The organism is Hymenobacter cellulosivorans (genome assembly GCF_022919135.1).
Classification (GTDB): Bacteria; Bacteroidota; Bacteroidia; order Cytophagales; family Hymenobacteraceae; genus Hymenobacter; species Hymenobacter cellulosivorans.
Window position 1 is genome coordinate 4,233,042 of sequence record NZ_CP095049.1, and the last position, 17,825, is coordinate 4,250,866.

The 17,825-nt window shown below is 62.2% G+C and carries 16 protein-coding genes; 14 read left to right on the forward strand and 2 right to left on the reverse strand.

The features are described 5' to 3' along the window. Position 1: 1 nt before the first annotated feature. The 6 genes from MUN80_RS17910 to MUN80_RS17935 all read left to right on the forward strand — a co-directional run bounded on the left by MUN80_RS17910 (position 2) and on the right by MUN80_RS17935 (position 5,288). Complete coding sequence (locus MUN80_RS17910) at positions 2 to 715, forward strand: MotA/TolQ/ExbB proton channel family protein (RefSeq protein ID WP_244714846.1); 714 nt, start codon at positions 2 to 4, stop codon at positions 713 to 715. Between the two features lie 114 nt (positions 716 to 829). Further along, on the forward strand, positions 830 to 1,240 hold the full coding sequence (locus MUN80_RS17915) for an ExbD/TolR family protein (protein WP_244714848.1): 411 nt from the start codon (positions 830 to 832) through the stop codon (positions 1,238 to 1,240). A gap of 194 nt (positions 1,241 to 1,434) precedes the next feature. Next, positions 1,435 to 2,322, forward strand: a complete 888-nt coding sequence (locus MUN80_RS17920; RefSeq protein WP_244714850.1) for an NADH-quinone oxidoreductase subunit E — start codon at positions 1,435 to 1,437, stop codon at positions 2,320 to 2,322. Positions 2,323 to 2,447: 125 nt separating this feature from the next. Further along, entirely contained in the window at positions 2,448 to 3,752 is a 1,305-nt protein-coding gene (locus MUN80_RS17925) for a bifunctional folylpolyglutamate synthase/dihydrofolate synthase (protein WP_244714852.1), read from the forward strand. A gap of 16 nt (positions 3,753 to 3,768) precedes the next feature. Next, positions 3,769 to 4,431, forward strand: a complete 663-nt coding sequence (gene trmB, locus MUN80_RS17930) for a tRNA (guanosine(46)-N7)-methyltransferase TrmB (RefSeq protein WP_244714854.1) — start codon at positions 3,769 to 3,771, stop codon at positions 4,429 to 4,431. Between the two features lie 11 nt (positions 4,432 to 4,442). Next, positions 4,443 to 5,288, forward strand: a complete 846-nt coding sequence (locus MUN80_RS17935; protein WP_244714856.1) for a maleylpyruvate isomerase N-terminal domain-containing protein — start codon at positions 4,443 to 4,445, stop codon at positions 5,286 to 5,288. 115 nt (positions 5,289 to 5,403) lie between these two features. Here MUN80_RS17935 and trpF read toward each other — a convergent pair whose 3' ends face one another. Continuing rightward, entirely contained in the window at positions 5,404 to 6,030 is a 627-nt protein-coding gene (gene trpF / locus MUN80_RS17940; protein ID WP_244714858.1) for a phosphoribosylanthranilate isomerase, read from the reverse strand. Between the two features lie 252 nt (positions 6,031 to 6,282). Between trpF and mnmA the strand changes: the two genes are divergently transcribed. The 6 genes from mnmA (at position 6,283) to MUN80_RS17970 (ending at position 14,009) form a co-directional block, all read left to right on the forward strand. Beyond that, the gene (gene mnmA, locus MUN80_RS17945; protein WP_244714860.1) at positions 6,283 to 7,434 is read left to right on the forward strand and encodes a tRNA 2-thiouridine(34) synthase MnmA; all 1,152 of its coding nucleotides are present in this window, start codon (positions 6,283 to 6,285) and stop codon (positions 7,432 to 7,434) included. After that, positions 7,431 to 8,198, forward strand: a complete 768-nt coding sequence (locus tag MUN80_RS17950) for a hypothetical protein (protein ID WP_244714862.1) — start codon at positions 7,431 to 7,433, stop codon at positions 8,196 to 8,198. The genes mnmA and MUN80_RS17950 overlap by 4 nt, the downstream gene beginning before the upstream one ends. Before the next feature lie 157 nt (positions 8,199 to 8,355). Then, positions 8,356 to 10,068 carry a S8 family serine peptidase gene (locus MUN80_RS17955; RefSeq protein ID WP_244714864.1) on the forward strand — a complete coding sequence of 571 codons (1,713 nt, stop codon included), beginning with the start codon at positions 8,356 to 8,358 and terminating at the stop codon, positions 10,066 to 10,068. Between the two features lie 158 nt (positions 10,069 to 10,226). Further along, positions 10,227 to 10,550, forward strand: coding sequence for a hypothetical protein (locus tag MUN80_RS17960; protein WP_244674277.1), 324 nt, complete (start codon positions 10,227 to 10,229; stop codon positions 10,548 to 10,550). Between the two features lie 202 nt (positions 10,551 to 10,752). After that, entirely contained in the window at positions 10,753 to 11,466 is a 714-nt protein-coding gene (gene rpe / locus MUN80_RS17965; protein ID WP_244714866.1) for a ribulose-phosphate 3-epimerase, read from the forward strand. Beyond that, entirely contained in the window at positions 11,466 to 14,009 is a 2,544-nt protein-coding gene (locus MUN80_RS17970; RefSeq protein ID WP_244714868.1) for a TonB-dependent receptor, read from the forward strand. Before rpe ends, MUN80_RS17970 begins: the two co-directional genes overlap by 1 nt. Before the next feature lie 141 nt (positions 14,010 to 14,150). Here MUN80_RS17970 and MUN80_RS17975 read toward each other — a convergent pair whose 3' ends face one another. Beyond that, complete coding sequence (locus MUN80_RS17975; protein ID WP_244714870.1) at positions 14,151 to 15,104, reverse strand: DUF2911 domain-containing protein; 954 nt, start codon at positions 15,102 to 15,104, stop codon at positions 14,151 to 14,153. Between the two features lie 502 nt (positions 15,105 to 15,606). On the opposite strand from MUN80_RS17975, the gene hisG reads away from it, so the two are divergent. Both hisG and hisD read left to right on the forward strand, forming a co-directional pair. Then, on the forward strand, positions 15,607 to 16,458 hold the full coding sequence (hisG, locus tag MUN80_RS17980; protein WP_244714872.1) for an ATP phosphoribosyltransferase: 852 nt from the start codon (positions 15,607 to 15,609) through the stop codon (positions 16,456 to 16,458). 49 nt (positions 16,459 to 16,507) lie between these two features. Then, a complete protein-coding gene (hisD, locus tag MUN80_RS17985) occupies positions 16,508 to 17,803 on the forward strand; it encodes a histidinol dehydrogenase (protein WP_244714874.1) in 1,296 nt (431 codons plus the stop codon). Positions 17,804 to 17,825: the final 22 nt, after the last annotated feature.

The window sequence follows — 17,825 nt, forward strand, 5'->3', positions numbered from 1 at the left end:
CATGACCTCTTTCCTGCTGCAGGTTACCACCGCCGCTACTGTTGCCGCCGATACCGCCGCTGCGGCCGCCAACCAGGCGGCTGATGCCGCTGCCGCTACCGGCGACCTTTCCCTGATTGATTTGATTCTGAAGGGGGGCTGGATTATGGTGCCGCTCTTCCTGCTGTCTTTCGTTTCGATTTACATCATCATTGAGCGCTACCTGACCATCCGCCGGGCAGCCGTAAATCCTGATTCCTTTATGGCCGGCATCCGCGGGCTGATGGTAAAGGGCGACCTGCAGGGTGCTAAAATGCTCTGCGCCCAGAACCCTTCGCCGCTGGCCCGCATGGTGGAGAAAGGTATCCGCCGCATCGGCCTGCCGCTCAAGGACATCGAAAGCAGCGTCGAGAACGTGGGCAAGATTGAAATTGCCCGCCTGGAAAAGAACATCAGCATCCTGGGCATTATCGCCGGTATTGCGCCCATGCTCGGCTTCGTGGGTACCATCATCGGGGTAATCAAGATTTTCTACGCCATTTCTACCACCGGCGACTTTGGCATTGCCCAGATTTCGGGCGGTTTGTACACCAAGATGGTCACCTCGGCCGCCGGTCTGATCGTGGGCATCATTGCCCACGTGGGCTACCACTGGCTCAGCATCATGGTAGAGCGCCTGATCTTCCGCATGGAAAACTCGGCCATCGAATTCATGGACATCCTTCAGGACAATTAAAGGTGAACTAGTGAGATAGTGAACGTGTGAGTTGTCGTTTCATCCGCGCAGCTTGCGCAAACAGAACATTCAAACTCACAATTTCACAATTTCACCAACTCACTACTTCACCGCATGGACCTTAGCCGGCGCCGTAAGCTCTCCTCGCACGTCGAGACGTCTTCGATGAACGACATCATGTTCTTTCTGATGTTGTTCTTCCTGATTGTGAGCACCATGGTCAATCCCAACGTAATCAAGCTCATGCTGCCCAATGCCCGCTCGGGCAAGGCCGTCATGAAGGAAACCATCAACATCTCAGTGGATGCCGCCGGGCAGTACTTTCTGGACCGGCAGCCCGTGACGGCCGCGACTCTGGAAACGGCCCTGCAGCAGCGCGTAGCTGGCCTGGAAGCGCCCACCGTCGTACTGCGCGTCGACTCCTCGCTGAACGTGCAGAAGCTGGTCGATATTCTCGAAATCGGCAACCGTCTGAAAGTAAAGATGGTGATGGCCACCCAGGCCCAGCAGTCGGGCGGCAAATAGGTAGATAATGCGGGAAATGTGGGGAATGTGAGTAATGCGCTATGTGCAAATAGCCATTAGCACATTCCCCACATTTTTTGCGTTAGTGCCTTGTGGAAGGTAATTTGTTAGGTGTTGGGTAGGCGCCGAAGACGCCCCGTGCAAATGCTCAGCCGCGGCCAACAACCAAAAACAGTAAATCAAAAACGAAGATCATGCCCATCGAATACCGCGAACAGCACCGCCGCGAGGCAATTATCGGCACGGTGGCGGTCCACGCGCTGCTGCTGGCCCTGTTCGTCTTCACCGTCTTCAAAGGCCCTGACCCGCCGCTGTTGGGCCTGGGCGGCGACGGGGTAGAGCTCAACTACGGCGTCGACGAAGCCGGCTCGGGCGACGTGCAGAGCAAAGCCGTGGCCAATGAGTCGCCGAACCGGGAGGACAGCCGCCCGCCGGCCTCTTCGCCCGACCCTGAGCCCCGGCCCGTGCAGCAGGCTGCCCCGCCCGTGCCCCAGGAGGCGGCGGAGGAGAAAATCGTGACTAGTGAAGCCGAGGAAAGCCCGGTGAAGCTGCCCCCCGTGGAAAAGCCAGCGCCCCGGAAGGAAGAGGTGAAGGAAGTGCCCAAGGCCTCGGCGGAAAAGCCCCGCACGCTCTACACGCCTAAGGGTAGTGCCAACGGGGGCGGCAACGGGGAAAACGGCACCAGCAACGCGCCCACCGGTAATAACAATGGCGACAAGCCCGGCTCCGTCGGCGACCAGGGCAACCCCAACGGCTCGCTCGACGCCAAGGCCCTCTACGGGCAGCCCGGCAGTGGGGGCAGCGGGCGAAGTCCGGGCTCGGGCGGCCTGGAAATGTCGGGTTGGGGTTGGGTGAAACAGCCGAGTGCGCCCCCGATTGATAATAACCCCGGCTTTGTGCGGTTTAAAATAAAAATTAATGCTGATGGCGAGGTGGAGTCCATCAGCAAGGTGTCGGGCAACGTGTCGCCCGCCCAGGAGAAAGCCTTCCGGGATGCGCTGGAAAATGCGGAGTTTCGTCGGACTAGTTCCGCGGAAGGTGGGGCCACCGGTTTTGTTACCTTCCGCGTGGCGGTGCAGTAACTGGCTGCCGCTGACCCGGGCCAAGCGCCGCTTCCGTACGGGAGCGGCGCTTTTGCTTTAGGTTGGGCTGCTTTTCGGCGCCCGACTCCGCTACCTTTGTGCTTTACCCACCCAGTACTCCCCGCATGAACTACGCCGAAACCCTAGCCTACCTCTACGACCAGCTCCCGATGTTTCAGCGCGTGGGGGCGGCCGGCTTCAAGGCGGGCCTGGGCAATACGCTGGCGCTGGCCGAAACCATGGGCCACCCCGAGCGGCAGTTTCGGGCCGTGCACGTGGCCGGTACCAACGGCAAGGGCAGCTCCTCCAACCTGCTGGCCGCTACGCTGCAGGCAGCCGGCTATAAAGTCGGGCTTTATACGTCGCCCCACCTGCGCGAATTCACCGAGCGAATCAAGCTCAACGGCCAGGACCTGGACCCGGACTACCTGGTGCAATGGGTGGGCAAATGGCGGCCCTTGTTTGCGCAGGTGCAGCCCTCGTTTTTCGAAATGTGCGTGGCCCTGGCCTACTCGTACTTTGCCGAGCAACAGGTGGATATTGCCGTGGTGGAAGTGGGGCTGGGCGGACGTCTGGATTCGACCAACATCATTACTCCGCTGGTGTCCTTGATTACCAACATCAGCTACGACCACCAAAACCTGCTGGGTGATACGCTGCCGCTGATTGCAGGCGAAAAGGCCGGCATCATCAAGCCCCAAGTGCCCGTCGTCGTCAGCCAGACCCAGCCCGAGGTGCAGGCCGTATTTGAGCAGAAAGCCCGGGAGGTACAGGCCCCGCTGCAGTTTGCCGACCAGCTCTACCACACGGCCTTGGCCGAGCCGCCCGCCCCGGATGCCGAAACTCAGTTGCTGACCGTCACCAACCAGCGTACTGCCGAAACCCAAACCCTGGAACTGGGCCTGGTCGGCGACTATCAGCGGCTCAACGTGCCGGGCGTCCTGGCCGTGCTCGACGAGCTGCGCCGCCAAGGCGTATCCATCACCGAAACGGCCGTGCGGGAAGGCCTGCGCGACGTGCGCCGCCTGACCGGCTTTCGGGGTCGTTGGACGATTCTGGGCCGCCGCCCGCTGCTGATTTGCGACACGGGCCACAACGAGGCTGGCATCCGCTTTATCACTGCCCAGCTGGCCCGCTTGCCCTACCAGCAGCTGCATTTCGTGCTCGGTACCGTCAACGACAAGGATGTGACCAAGATGCTGGCCCTGCTGCCAACGACGGCAACCTATTACTTTTGCCAGGCCAACATCCCGCGGGCGTTGCCCGCTACTGAGCTGGCCGAGCGGGCCGCGGCCCTGGGGCTGCAGGGCCGCGTGTACGGTACGGTGCCCGTCGCCGTGGCCGCTGCCCGCGCCGCCGCCGGCCCCGCCGACGTGGTCTTTATCGGAGGCAGCACGTTTGTTGTGGCCGAAATTGAAGAATTGTATTGACGCGTAACCAACCAGAATGGGTCGAATTAAACTAAAGCGCTTCTCGGAAAATGCCGAGCGGGCCGACATTGTAGAGCCAGGCAAAGCCACCTACCAGCAATTGGTGGGCCGCTGGAAAACCGACTTTTTTAAGAACCAGAACCCGATTACGCTCGAAGTCGGCTGCGGCAAGGGCGACTACACCGTGGGCCTGGCCGCGCGCTACCCCGAGCGTAATTTTCTGGGCCTCGACATCAAGGGGGACCGAATCTGGATTGGCAGCACCAAGGCCCAGACCCAGGGGCTGACCAACGTGGGCTTTGTGCGCATGCGGGCCCTGGACTTGCTCGACCATTTCGGGCCCGGGGAGCTGAGCGAAATCTGGATTACGTTTCCCGACCCGCGGCCCCGCCTCGGGGATGCCAAGCGCCGTCTGACGGCCCCGCGCTTCCTGGAACGCTACCAGCAGATTCTGCAGCCCGGCGGTCTGGTTCACCTCAAAACCGACGATGAGGCCCTGTTCGACTACTCCCTGGAAACGGTGCAGCAGCGCCCCGGCGCTACCGTGCTGGCCCATACCAAGGATTTGTACGCCTCTGCCGAGCTGCTGCCCCACGCCGAGGACATCCAGACCCACTACGAAAAACGCTTCCGCGCCGAAGGCATTCCAATTAAGTACCTACAGTTTCGCCTGAGCTGACTTTTGCCGCTATGCCGCACCCGCTGCCACCGATTCAGACCATTCATTTGTTTCCGGTGCTGGATCAGCACTTGTTTGAGCTTCTAGCATCCCTGAATCCGGCGCAATGGGAGCTGCCCACGCTGGCCCCGCAGTGGCGGGTGCGCGACGTGGCCCTGCACCTGCTCGACGGCAACCTGCGGGCCTTGTCCATGCTGCGCGACGGGTATTTTGGCCAGCAGCCGGCCGGCTTTTCGTACGGAGAAATCGTGGCCTTTCTCAACGAACTCAACGCCGACTGGGTGCGGGCCGGGCAGCGCCTGAGCCCGGGCGTGATTCGGTGGCTGCTGGAAGTATCGGGGCCGGAGTACAACCGCTACCTGGCCAGTCTCGACCCGCTGGCGCCAGCGACGTTTTCCGTGGCCTGGGCCGGGGAAGCAGAGTCGCTCAACTGGTTTCACATTGCCCGCGACTATACCGAGAAATGGCACCACCAGCAGCAGATCCGGCAGGCGGTAGGGCAGGAGCAGGGCCCGCTGCTGAGCCCGGAGCTGTACCTACCGTTTCTGGCCACCTGCCTGCGGGCCCTGCCCCACCACTACCGCGCCGTAGCGGCCGAACCCGGGCAGGTCATTGCTTTTACCATCACGGGCGAAGCAGGAGCTACGTGGTATCTGGTGCAGACCGATACCGGCTGGCAGCTTAGCCAGCAGCATTCTGCCAGCGCCTTGGCGGCTTCCGTTACCATCGACGGGGCCGTGGCCTGGCGCTTGTTTACCAAAAGCCTGCCCCGCGAACTAGCGTCGGCCCATATTCAGCTGGAAGGCGACGCGCGGCTGGGCGAGCCGGTGTTCGATCTGTTGACCGTTATGGCCTAAGCTGCCGCAATGAGACGGCGCTAAAAAAGAAACATCCTGCCGGGCGTCGCTCGGCAGGATGCATCAGGCAGCTATTGCGGGCGGCCTGGTTCGGGCCGCCCCTACGCCGGCGAGGCTATTCTTCCTCTAATTGCTCAAACACGGCTTCCAGCTCCGTGAAGTCGCGCAGGCCGGGCTTGATTTCCTGGCCGCCTTCCAGCACGATGCCCGTGGGCTGTACTTCTTCTACCAGCTGCCGCACCGTCTGGGTGTCGGCAAAGCCCGTGCCCAGCCACACCTTGTAGCTGCGGGCCTGCTGGGTGAGCTGGGCCCGCTGCATGGCCGTGAGCGGCTCGGGCGGCGCCTGGGCCAGCACGAAGCCGGCCACGTGGTCCTGCTGGTCGCGGAAGCGCTTTTCCACGTCTTCGGCCAGCATGTCGGGAATCCACTTGATGAGCTTGAGTGCGGGCACGCGCAGCTGGGCCAGCTCCTCGGGGGTACGGCGGCGGTGCAGCAGCACGTAGTGCAGGCCGCAGCTGCTGACCAGGGCATTGATTTCCGGAATCGACAGGCTGTCGAACTCGCCGACGAGCTGCACGCCTGCCACCCAGCCGCTGAGCTCCTGCACCAGGGCGGGCTCCAAATAGCCGGGCAGGGCGGGGTCGAGGCGAAAGGTGAGGTAATCGGCGCCCATCCCGGCGCAGTAGCGGGCGTCCGACAGGTTATTGATACCGCGCACCAGCACGGAGGTAAGCAAAGGCATGAGGCAGGAGTGAAACAGTAAAAAAGAAAGATGCCGCGGTAATATTCGGCATAAAAACTCAGTGCGTACCAACACTGGCCGCCGGAAAGCCGCAAAACCCCGCGAACCGGCCCCAATTCGGGGCCAGCCCGCCGGGAGGCCCTGCTGCTGGCCGGAGCAGAAGCGGCCCCGCGAACTAGCCTAGAGTTCTTACCTTTGCAGGATGGGCATCGGAAACTTTTCGGTAGCACTCTTGGCTTTCAACCAATGAATATGAATACATCCGAATCAAAAGGACGAGTGCTGGTCGCCATGAGCGGCGGCATTGATAGCTCAGTAGCGGCCGTGCTCTTGCACGAGCAGGGCTACGAAGTGGTGGGTATGACAATGAAGACGTGGGATTACGCCTCGGCCGGCGGCAGCAAGAAAGAAACCGGCTGCTGCTCCCTGGATTCCATCAACGACGCCCGCCAGATTGCCGTGGAGCTCGGCTTTCCGCACTACATTATCGACATCCGGGACGAATTCGGCGACTTTGTCATCGACAACTTTACGGAGGAATACCTGGCCGGGCGTACGCCCAACCCCTGCGTGCTCTGCAATACGCACATCAAGTGGGATGCCCTGCTGCGCCGGGCCGACCAGCTCGGCTGCCAGTTTATTGCCACCGGCCACTACGCCAACGTGCGCCACGAAAACGGCCGCTACGTGGTTAGCAAGGGCCTGGACGAAAACAAGGACCAGTCCTACGCGCTCTGGGGCGTGTCGCAGGAGAGTCTGGCCCGTACGCTGTTTCCGCTGGGCGGCATGCGCAAAACCGAAATCTACGAGGAGGCCCGCCGCCGCGGCTTCACCGAGCTGGTCAACAAGCCCGAGAGCTACGAAATTTGCTTTATCCCCGACAACGACTACCGCGGCTTTCTGCGCCGCCGGGTCGAGGGGCTGGAGGCCCGCGTAGCCGGCGGCGAGTTTATCATGCGCGACGGCACGGTGCTGGGCCGCCACGAGGGCTACCCGTTCTACACCATCGGGCAGCGCAAAGGCCTGGGCATTGCCCTGGGTTTTCCGGCCTACGTCACCGAAATCCGGCCTGATACCAACCAGGTCGTGCTCGGCAACTACGACGAGCTGGCCAGCACCACGACCTACGTGGGCAAGCTCAACATGGGCAAGCTGGCTTCCCTGGAAGGCCGTGGGCTGGTACCGGCCGTGACCAAGGTGCGTTACAACCACAACGGCTCCCCGGCGTTTCTGGAACAGGTCGGCGACAAAATCCGCGTATATTTCGAGGAAGCTGTTCACGCTATTACCCCCGGGCAGGCCGCCGTCTTCTACGACGGCAACGACGTGCTCGGCGGGGGCTGGATTGAGCGCCACACCATTGCCGAAGTGCCCGAACGTACCTTCTCTACCGCTACCGTATGATCCGACGTTATTCGTTTCCCAACCTGCTGACCTGGCTGGCGCCCGTCCTGGCGCTGGCCGTAGCCGGCTGCCAAACTGATTCGGTGCCCGGCCCGCAGTCGGGCGCCGATTATTTCCCCCTGGAAGTAGGACGCTACCGTATCTACGCCGTATCGGATACGCTCTGGACCAATTTCCAGCGCACGGCTACCAGCTACCAGTTTCGGGAAATGATAACCGACCGGATCAACGACGCCACCGGGCAGCCCGGCTACCGGATTGTACGGGCCAAGCGCATGCTGCCCACTGACCTCTGGCGCGACGACAGCGTGATGTTCGTGGCTGCCACCGACAACGCCCTGCTGCTGACCCGCAACAACCGCCGGTCAGTGGAGCTGGTATTTCCGGTGCAGCCCGACCGTAGCTGGAACATGTACGCCTTTTCCCTGGTCGATACGGCCCTCTATACCATGAATCTGGACAACCGCCGCTACCAGGACGTTGCCCAGCCCTTTGCCGCCTCGGCCGGCGGCAAAACCTACCGTTACGACCAAACCCTGACCACGGCGCTGGTAGTCAACAACAACAACGCCTACGGGGCCGATGATGATTATTACCGCTCCACCTACGAGCAGGTGTATGCCAAGGGCGTAGGCCCGGTATATCGGGCCCGGCGGCGCTTTTCTTACTGCCCGGAGCAGGTCGGAAGCTGCAAGCGCTCCAATACCCGCATCTACAAGGGGCGCACGCTGGTGGAAGTTCTCATTGAGCAGGGTAAGATGTAGAGCCTAGCTCCCGGCAAAACGGGCTGCGGCTGCAACGCATTTCCGGCGACAGGTGTACTACACCTGTCGCCGTTTTGCTTTCAGGCCGGCCACTGGCAGGGCCCTGCTTCCAAACTGGTATTTACGTATCTTCCCGCACGCTTCAACTTCCTTCCCCATGCGCCTTTCTCCTCTGCTGCTGCTCGCGGGCCTGACCCTGGGTACTCTTCCTGTTATGGCTGGCTCCACTCGCCCAAAGCCGGGGCCTGCACCCGCCCAAACGACGGGCACGGTGCGCAAGCACCTGGTTTATTTCCGCGACAAAGCCAACACCCCCTTTAGTACCAGCCAGCCCCAGGCCTTTCTCTCGGCCCGGGCCCTGGAGCGGCGCACCCGGCAAAACATCAGCGTGCAGCCCCGCGACCTGCCGGTAACCCCCGCCTACGTCAGCCAGCTTAAGGCTGTGCCCGGCGCCCAGCTCTGGTACACCTCGCGCTGGTTTAACGCCGCCGTCGTGGCCTGCGACTCGACCACGCTGGCTACGTTGCAGGCGCTGCCGTTTGTGCACAGCGTGGTAACGCTCAACCGCAACCTACCCGGCGCGCGCAAAAGCCGGCCCCAGCCCGTGCTGGTGCCCCAGAATCCGCAGCGCGGCACGGCCGGCCCCGCCGACTACGGCAGTGCCTATGGCCAGGCCGAGATGATCGGGGCGGTGGCCATGCACAGCGCCAATTTCCGCGGGGAAGGCATTCAGATTGCCGTTTTCGACGCGGGCTTTCCCGGCGTCGACCAGATTCCGGCCTTCACGCCCTTATTTCAGGAGCGCCGCCTGGCCAGCACGTTCAACTTTGTCGATAAAAGCGGGGACGTGTTTCAGCGCAACGACCACGGTACCAACTGCCTGTCGACCATTGCCGCCAACCAGACGGGCGTCTTTATCGGTACGGCCCCCAAAGCCACCTTCCATCTCTGCATCACCGAAGACATCTACTCCGAGCACCCCGTGGAGGAAATGAACTGGCTGATTGCGGCCGAATACGCCGACTCGGCAGGCGTGGACGTTATCAGCTCCTCGCTGGGCTATAACACCTTCGATTCTCCTTCCCGGGACTACACCTACGCCGACATGAACGGGCGCACGGCCATTTCGACCCGCGCCGCCGCCGGTGCGGCCCGCGTGGGCATGCTGGTCGTTAGTAGCGCTGGCAACGAGGGGGCCAACGGCTGGCGCTACATCACGGCTCCCGCCGACGCCGACTCGATTCTGACCGTGGGGGCCGTGGATGCCTCGCGGGAGCCGGCCGGCTTCAGCTCCTTTGGCCCAACGGCCGACGGGCGGGTGAAGCCCAACGTGGCAGCCTTAGGCGTGCAATCGGCCATCGTGACGCCGTCGGGCGCAGTCTCCCGCGGCAATGGTACTTCCTTTGCCTGCCCGATTACGGCTGGCATGGTGGCGGGCTTCTGGCAGGCCAACCGCAACCTGACGGCCCAGCAGGTTATCAGCTTTCTGCAGCGCTCGGGCTCCCAGGTCGCGGCCCCGGATGCCCGCGTGGGCTATGGCATTCCCAACTTCGTGCGCGCCTACAACCTGGCCCGGCCCAACGAGCCGCTGGCCGCGGCCGGCCCCGATGCCCGGCCGGAAAAGCTGCTGGTGTATCCTAATCCCAGCCAGTCCGACGAGCTGTACGTGCAGCTCACGCCCGACTTTCAGAACCAGCCCCTGACCGTGCGCATCACCGATGCCCGCGGGGCGCTGGTAACCGAGCAGAAACTGCCGGCCACGACCCAGGCCCAGTTGTCGCTCAAATCCGGCGCGCTTACCAAAGGTGTCTACCAGTGTACGCTCATCGGCCGCAAAGGCCAGCAAACGGTGCGCTTCGTGAGAATGTAGATTGCTAATTTAATTAGTTGGTGTGTAAAAAGGCTTCCAGGGTAATTTGGGAGCCTTTTTTATTTGCATCGACCAAGATAATTTACTTTGTGAACTTTAGTAATGTTAAAAATATTAGTATCTTTCTACCTGCATTACGACTCTAACATTTCCTTCGCATGCTACAGTTAATGATTACCAAGCGCATTGGGCGCCGCCAGTTTCACTTCACCGTTCAGGGCACCAACTTCCACGAAGTGGTATCCGAATACGACCGGCTGAGCTTCCCCGACGTACTGGCTTGCGGCCTGTGCGGCTCCGACAACCTGGATTTGTCGTCGCGCGTGGCTCAGGATAAGTTTAAGTACACCTCCGTCAAGTGCCTCGACTGCCGCGGCGACGTAACCTTTGGCAAAACCCAGAAGGACGACCAGACCGTGTTTTTGCGCAAGCGCGAGGACGGCCACCTGGATTGGCAGGCCTGGAAGAAAGCGGAAAAATAAACTCCGGCCGGCCTGCTGAGGCGGCTTGTTTTTCGCACTTCTGCTTACTCCCGAACCGTGGTTGGGCTGCCCTGCAGCCGGGCTACGGTTCGTTGCTTTAGGGCAGTACCAGCCGTTGTAGGGAAGCTTCCGGCGGAAAAGTAGCCGTTTCCGGGCTCGGCAGTATACCAAAACCTGCCCCCCAAAGCGTTACCTTCGCACTATGAATCCTACTCGTCGTATCGCGCCCTTACTGGCTCCCTCTCTGCTGGCGGCTGACTTTGCCAATCTTCAATCCGAAACCGAGCGGTTGGCCGGCAGCGCCGCCGACTGGCTGCACTGCGACATCATGGATGGCCGCTTCGTGCCCAATATTTCCTTCGGCATTCCGGTGCTGCAGGCTATTCATCGCCACGCCCAGCAGCCTCTGGACGTGCACCTGATGATTGAGGAGCCCCAGAACTACCTGGCTGCCTGCCGCGACGCGGGTGCCGCCAACATCACCGTACACTACGAAGCCTGCCCGCACCTGCACCGCGTGGTGCAGCAAATCAAGACCCTGGGCTGCCGCGCCGGCGTGGCCCTGAACCCCCATACGCCGGTAGCCCTGCTCGAGGATATTATTGCCGATCTGGACCTGGTCTGCATTATGTCGGTGAATCCGGGCTTCGGCGGACAGTCGTTTATTCCCAATACCCTGCGCAAAGTGGCCGCGCTCAAGGAGCTCATCGTGGACTATAATTCCAGCGCCCTGATTGAAATTGACGGGGGCGTGAGCCTCGATAATGCGGCGGCTCTGGTGGAGGCCGGCGCCGATGTGCTGGTGGCTGGCAGCTTCGTGTTCAACTCGCCCGACCCGGTGGCTACGCTGGCCGACATGCGCCAGCTGCTTAATGCCCAGGTTGCTCAGGCGGAAGAAGCGCAGTCGTCCCGCTAATGCCGCACCTGTACTATTCCCGTCCCGCCTGGCAGATTTCTCTGCTGAGCGTATGGCTGCTCCTGACGCTGACGGCCCCGGCCTGGGCACAGTCGGGCGCGCGGGTGCTGATTACGGGCACCGTGCGCGATGCGGCGGGCGCCACCCTGGAGCAGGTCAGTGTTGGGATAGAAGGCCAGCCCGGCGGCACCAATACCGACGACAAGGGGCGCTTTGCCCTGAACGTGGTGCGGCCTCTGAGCGGTAAGGCGCCCACGCTGGTGGCCCGCCGCCTGGGTTACCAGGCCCAGCGGCTGGTGCTCAACCTAGCCGACACCCGTGACCTGACCATTACGCTGGTGCTGGACCCGCGGGCCCTGAAAAACGTGACCGTGCGGGCCCGCAACGACGACGCCAACACCAGTGAGCAGGTCAGCATGATTCGCATCGACCCCCGCTCGGTAAAGGAGCTGCCCTCGGCCTTCGGCGACTTCAACAAGATTCTGACCACGCTGCCGGGCGTGGTGGCCAACAACGAGCTGACCAGCACCTACACTGTGCGCGGCGGCAACTACGACGAAAACCTGGTTTACGTCAACGGCATCGAAGTGTACCGGCCCTTTCTGGTGACCTCGGCCCAGCAGGAAGGCCTAAGCTTCGTGAACCCCGATTTGGTCGACCGGATTGAGTTTTCGTCGGGGGGCTGGCAGCCCAAGTACGGCGACCGGCTTTCCTCGGTGCTGAGCATCGAGTACAAGAAGCCCCGGAAGTTTGCCGGCTCGGCCACGGGCAGCCTGGTGGGCGGCACGGTGCACGTCGAAGCCACCTCGCCCAACAAGCGCATTAGCTACCTGGCCGGGATTCGCTACAAGAATGCCACCTACGTGCTGCGCTCCTTAAAGCAGCAACAGGGTGGCTACAATCCGACGTTTTACGACGGGCAGGCCTACATCAACGCTGCGCTGGGACCCAAAGACAATCCCGACCGGACTAGCCTGGGCTTGCTGACCACGTTTGCCCACAACGATTTTCGCTTCAGCCCCGAGTCGGGGCAGGCCACGTTCAGTACGGCAACCAATCAGTTGACCCGCCTCTTTATTACCTACGACGGCCGGGAGCGGATGCAGTACGACACCTACCAGGGCGGGCTTAACCTGCGCCACAACTTCAGCCGCAGCCTGCAGGGCGAGCTGCTGGCCGGGGCCATGCTTTCCCGCGAGTTTGAGTATCGCGACGTGGAGGCGGCCTACAGCTTTGCCGAAATCAACCGGGATCCGAACTCACCCGACTACAACAAGCCCGTGCGGCAGCGCGACGTGGGCTCGCGCTTCGACCACTCGCGCAACAACCTGCTGGCCCGCGTGGCTACGCTCGAAGCCCGGGGCCGCTGGACGCCCGGCACCCAGCACACCGTGCGCTGGGGCGTGAAGGTGGGCCGGGAGAAAATCGAAGACCAGCTCAACGAGTACAGCTTCGTGGATTCGGCCGACTTCGTGCCTGACTACCGCCGTACCCGGTTGGTGTCGAACCTGGATTTGAGCAGCACCCGCACCCAGGGCTACGTGCAGCACAGCCTGGAATTCGATAGCCTGCGCACGCTCACCTACGGGGTACGGGCCAACTACTGGAGCGTGAATCAGCAGCTGACCGTGAGTCCGCGCGTGCAGTACTCGGTTATCAGCCGGCGCCACCCGAACCGCTCGTTTAAGTTTGCCACCGGCCTCTACTACCAGCCCCCTTTCTACCGGGAGCTGCGCGACCAAACCCGCGGCACCCAGGCCACCCCGCAGTCGGTGACGGTGCAGACGGCGGCTCTGAACCCGGAGCTGCGGGCCCAGCGCTCCCTGCACGTCATTGCCGGCAACGAGGTGCGCTTCCGCCGCTGGGACCGGCCCTTTGTCTTTACCGGGGAGCTGTACTACAAGTACCTGACCGACGTAATTCCCTACGACATCGACAACGTGCGGCTGCGCTACTTTGCCAAGAACAACGCCACGGCCTACGCCGCCGGCCTGGATACGCGCGTCAGCGGGGAGTTTGTGAAAGGCGTAGAGTCCTGGTTTAGCCTGGGCATCCTGACCACCCGTGAAAACATCGTGGGCGACTCGCTGACGCAGTTCAACGCCGCCGGCGACACCATCGGGCGCACAGCCCAGGGCTACATCCGCCGCCCGTCCGACCAACGCGTGAACTTCGGCATCTTCTTCCAGGACCAGCTGCCCGGCAATCCCTCGGTGAAAGGCTACGTGAACTTTGTCTTCGGCACTGGCCTGCCGTTTAGCCCACCCGGCCTGCCCGAGGAGCGCGGTACCACCAAGCTTACCCGTTCCTACAAGCGCGTCGATTTGGGCTTTTCCAAGGTGCTCTCGCTCAATAACACCGGTGAAGCTCGCCGCCCGGGCCATCTGGAAAGCTTATGGCTGGGTTTGGAAGTGCTCAATGTATTGGCCGCCAACAACGTGGCCGGCTACAGCTACGTGCAGGATGTAAATGCCCGCACTTACGCCGTGCCCAACTATCTTTCGCAACGGGTCGTCAACCTGCGCGTCATTGCCCGGTTTTAGGGTTGAAAACGTAGACTGTTCAACTTGTAAGGAGAGGATACCGCACAAAAAAGCCCCGTCAGAAGATTCTGACGGGGCTTTTTTGTGCGTTGCCGGCTACTGATTGCTAAGCACTAGGCATCAAGCACTGCCCTCTGTATCCTAATAGGCCTTGCTTTGCCACTCGGTGAGGGTGATGCGCATGTTGGGCTGCCGCTGCTTGAAGTCGGGATCCTCTTTTTCGCCCAGCTTCAGAGCCCGCCGGCCGTAGACGATGGCCGTGCCGTAGTCCTGCTTAGAGGCCATGAGCCGGGCCTTAATCCAGGTGTTGGTGTAGGCTTCCTTCAGCCGCAACGACTCGTTGATGTACTGCAGGGCCAGCTCCGCCTGAATGTTGTGCTGCACCAGGTAGTCGGCGGCCTGGGCCAGCAGCTGCCAGTTTTCGGGGTTAGCGGCCAGCACTTTTTGAATTCCGGCCAGGGCTTTGGTGTGCACGTCGGTTTCGATGAGCAGGCTCACCGTGCGCTTTTCCCAGGACAGGTTCAGGCGCCCACTACCGGTGCCGGGCTTCACTTCGGAAAACCAGTAGAGCAGGTTTTCGTGCATGGGCCCCGATTCTGGCACGGCTGGCAGGCGAATCTGGTCGGCGCGGGCATCGTAGCCCTCGGCGCCCCAGTGGTTGATGACGCGGTTAAGGATCAATTCCCAGTCCTGGTCGGCTTTGGGCAGCACGTAGAAGGAGTACTTACCTGCCGGCACGGCCTGCCCGTTGAGCATAACCCCGTCGGAGAAGGTAATGACCGTGTTTTCGTTGGCTCCGGCCCGCCACACCTGCCCGTAGGGCACGAGTTGGCCCCAAATGGCACGGCCCCGCACGGCGGGCGTATGGTAGTCCACTGTCACGTCGCTGAGTCCGATGGTTTGCATGACCAGGGCCCGGGGGCTGGCCTGGGGCAGGGGCAGTTCGGGTACTTTGGGCAGGGCCTCGGGCGTGGGTTTGGTCAGCACCGTGGAGTCGGCCTGTTGGGCGCGGGACGGGGCAATGGTTCCGGTGAGCAGGGCCAGCCCCAGACCCAGGTGAGCGGTCAGGGCAAACAAAGAACAGCGTGAAATCATAAGCAGCAAGAGGTGGGAGCGGCGACGGGCAACAACAACGAACAGCGGGTCCGAAACAATGATGCCAAAAACGCGGTTGGCTGAGCAGGAAACCACAAAGGTCAGGGTTCCCAATATTTTTTGCTTGAATAATTTTGTTTCGACCCGGCCGCGCGTACTTTTGCCCAGCAATTCGCCTTTATGCCCTTCGCCGCGCTTTCCCTGTGCACCTTCAGCTCCCAGGCCGCCCATTCGGGCCAGGCTACTGGCTGGCTGCGCGCGGCGCATCATCATCTGCACGGGCATCATTCCTCTTAAGAGAGGAACTATACAAGCATATTGACCCCGTGGGGCACTTGGTATTCCCTAAGTGCCTGGCCGCCCCGAAAAGGCCGCCCCGCTCGCTATTGCCCTTGCTGTACCCTGGCCGGCGTTTTTCCCTTCTCTGCGTATCACTTCGCACACTGGCAAGAGCCGTCCACCAGGCCGGTTGGTCGCCAATTTCCCTCCCAATTCAATTCTTATGATTCGTCTGGCCATTCAGAAGTCGGGCCGCCTGAGCGAGGATTCGCTCAACCTCATTCGTGAGTGCGGTATTTCCTTTCTCAGCAGCTCCTACAAGCTCAAAACCGAAGCCACTAACTTTCCCCTGGAAATCCTATTTCTGCGCGACGACGACATTCCCGGCTACGTGCAGGATGGCGTAGCCGACCTGGGCATCGTGGGCCAGAACGTGCTGGTAGAAGCGGGCTTTCCCGATCTGGAAGTAGAAAAGCTGGGTTTCAGCAAGTGCCGCCTCTCGCTGGCCATTCTGCGCTCGGAAGGCTACAACTCGGTGGCCGACCTGCAGGGCAAGAACATTGCTACCTCGTACCCCCAGATTCTGGGCCGCTACCTGGCCGGCGAAGGCGTGCAGGCCAATCTGCACACGATTAGCGGCTCGGTGGAAATTGCGCCCAGCATCGGCCTGGCCGACGCCATCTGCGACATTGTTTCCTCGGGCTCCACGCTGCTGGGCAACGGCCTGCGCGAAGTCGAAACCGTGTTCCGTTCCGAAGCCGTGCTCATTGCCAACCAGCAGCTGACGGCCGAAAAGCAGCAGTTGCTGGAGCAGCTGCAGTTCCGGATGCAGTCGGTGCGCCGGGCCCGCCGCAACAAGTACATCCTGCTCAACGCCCCCGTGGCCGCCCTGGACGCGGTGAAGGCCCTGCTGCCCGGTATCAAGTCGCCCACGGTGACGCCTTTGGCCGAGGAAGGCTGGGTGTCGGTGCAGTCGGTGGTGAACGAGGACGACTTCTGGCACATCACCGGCCAGCTCAAGGCTGTCGGCGCCGAAGGCATTCTGGTACTGCCCATTGAGAAGATGATTTCTTAAGTACGGCCAGTAGCTCAGCAGATTTCAACCCATTAGCACAGTACTCTATATGCAAGTAGTTCACTATCCTGGCCAGGACGAATGGGCCGCGCTGCAGCAGCGGCCCGCGGCCGGCGAAGCTCAGCAGGTAGCCGAGCGGGTCCGCCAGATTTTCGACGACGTGCGCCAGCGCGGGGATGAGGCCCTGCGTCACTATGCCCAGGAGCTGGACGGGGCCACGCTCACCGAGCTGCGCGTATCGCCCGAGGAAGTAGCCGCGGCCGTAGCCCTGGTGCCAGCCGCGCTGCAAACGGCCATCCGGCAGGCTCACGCCAACCTGTGGAAGTTTCACCAAACCCAGCGCGAAGAAGTGGTGCGGGTTGAAACCATGCCGGGCGTGAGTTGTTGGCGCAAATCGGTGCCGGTGCAGCGCGTGGGCCTGTATATTCCCGGGGGCACGGCACCGTTGTTCAGCACCCTGCTCATGCTGGGCGTGCCGGCCCGCCTGGCCGGCTGCCCGGAGGTCGTGCTCTGCACGCCGCCCCAGAAAGACGGCTCGGTGAATCCGGTGATTCTGTTTACGGCCCAGCTGCTGGGCATTAGCACCATCATCAAAGCCGGCGGAGCCCAGGCAGTGGCCGCGCTGGCCGGCGGCACGCAGAGCGTTCCGGCCGTGGACAAGATCTTCGGACCCGGCAACCGCTACGTAACGGCCGCCAAGCAGCTGGCCGCCCAGCGCGGGGTCGCCATCGATTTGCCCGCCGGCCCGTCGGAAGTGCTGGTCATTGCCGACAAAACGGCCAACCCCGCCTTCGTGGCTGCCGACCTGCTCAGCCAGGCCGAGCACGGTCCCGATTCCCAGGTGGTGCTGCTGACCGACTCGGTGGAGCTGCTGCCCCGGGTAACGATCGAAGTAGAGCGGCAGCTGGCCGAGCTGCCCCGGCGGGAAGTAGCGGCCCTGGCCCTGCGCGAAAGCCGGGCCGTGCTGCTGCGCACGCCGGAGGAAATGCTGTTCTTCTCGAATCAGTATGCGCCCGAGCACCTGATTCTGGCCGTGCGCAACGCCGACGACTACGCCGAGGGCGTAACCAGCGCCGGCTCGGTGTTTCTGGGTCACCTGACGCCCGAAGCCGCCGGCGACTATGCCTCGGGTACGAACCACACGCTGCCCACCGGCGGCTACGCCCGCAACTACAGCGGGGTGTCGCTGGATTCGTTTCTGAAGAAAATTACCTTCCAGCGCATCACCGCCGAGGGCCTGCTCAACGTGGGGCCGGTCGTCGAAACCATGGCCGAGGCTGAGGGCCTGCGGGCCCATGCCCGGGCCGTGACGCTGCGCCTGGAAAGCCTGAGTGCCGAAGCCTAAGTTCACTTCTCATCCCGGCCGG

Bases quoted from the DNA above. Each gene is read 5' to 3' on its own strand.
- MUN80_RS17910 (WP_244714846.1), top strand. From the start codon at position 2: ATGACCTCTTTCCTGCTGCAGGTTACCACCGCCGCTACTGTTGCCGCC.
- MUN80_RS17915 (WP_244714848.1), top strand. From the start codon at position 830: ATGGACCTTAGCCGGCGCCGTAAGCTCTCCTCGCACGTCGAGACGTCT.
- MUN80_RS17920 (WP_244714850.1), top strand. From the start codon at position 1,435: ATGCCCATCGAATACCGCGAACAGCACCGCCGCGAGGCAATTATCGGC.
- MUN80_RS17925 (WP_244714852.1), top strand. From the start codon at position 2,448: ATGAACTACGCCGAAACCCTAGCCTACCTCTACGACCAGCTCCCGATG.
- trmB (WP_244714854.1), top strand. From the start codon at position 3,769: ATGGGTCGAATTAAACTAAAGCGCTTCTCGGAAAATGCCGAGCGGGCC.
- MUN80_RS17935 (WP_244714856.1), top strand. From the start codon at position 4,443: ATGCCGCACCCGCTGCCACCGATTCAGACCATTCATTTGTTTCCGGTG.
- trpF (WP_244714858.1), bottom strand. From the start codon at position 6,030: ATGCCTTTGCTTACCTCCGTGCTGGTGCGCGGTATCAATAACCTGTCG.
- mnmA (WP_244714860.1), top strand. From the start codon at position 6,283: ATGAATACATCCGAATCAAAAGGACGAGTGCTGGTCGCCATGAGCGGC.
- MUN80_RS17950 (WP_244714862.1), top strand. From the start codon at position 7,431: ATGATCCGACGTTATTCGTTTCCCAACCTGCTGACCTGGCTGGCGCCC.
- MUN80_RS17955 (WP_244714864.1), top strand. From the start codon at position 8,356: ATGCGCCTTTCTCCTCTGCTGCTGCTCGCGGGCCTGACCCTGGGTACT.
- MUN80_RS17960 (WP_244674277.1), top strand. From the start codon at position 10,227: ATGCTACAGTTAATGATTACCAAGCGCATTGGGCGCCGCCAGTTTCAC.
- rpe (WP_244714866.1), top strand. From the start codon at position 10,753: ATGAATCCTACTCGTCGTATCGCGCCCTTACTGGCTCCCTCTCTGCTG.
- MUN80_RS17970 (WP_244714868.1), top strand. From the start codon at position 11,466: ATGCCGCACCTGTACTATTCCCGTCCCGCCTGGCAGATTTCTCTGCTG.
- MUN80_RS17975 (WP_244714870.1), bottom strand. From the start codon at position 15,104: ATGATTTCACGCTGTTCTTTGTTTGCCCTGACCGCTCACCTGGGTCTG.
- hisG (WP_244714872.1), top strand. From the start codon at position 15,607: ATGATTCGTCTGGCCATTCAGAAGTCGGGCCGCCTGAGCGAGGATTCG.
- hisD (WP_244714874.1), top strand. From the start codon at position 16,508: ATGCAAGTAGTTCACTATCCTGGCCAGGACGAATGGGCCGCGCTGCAG.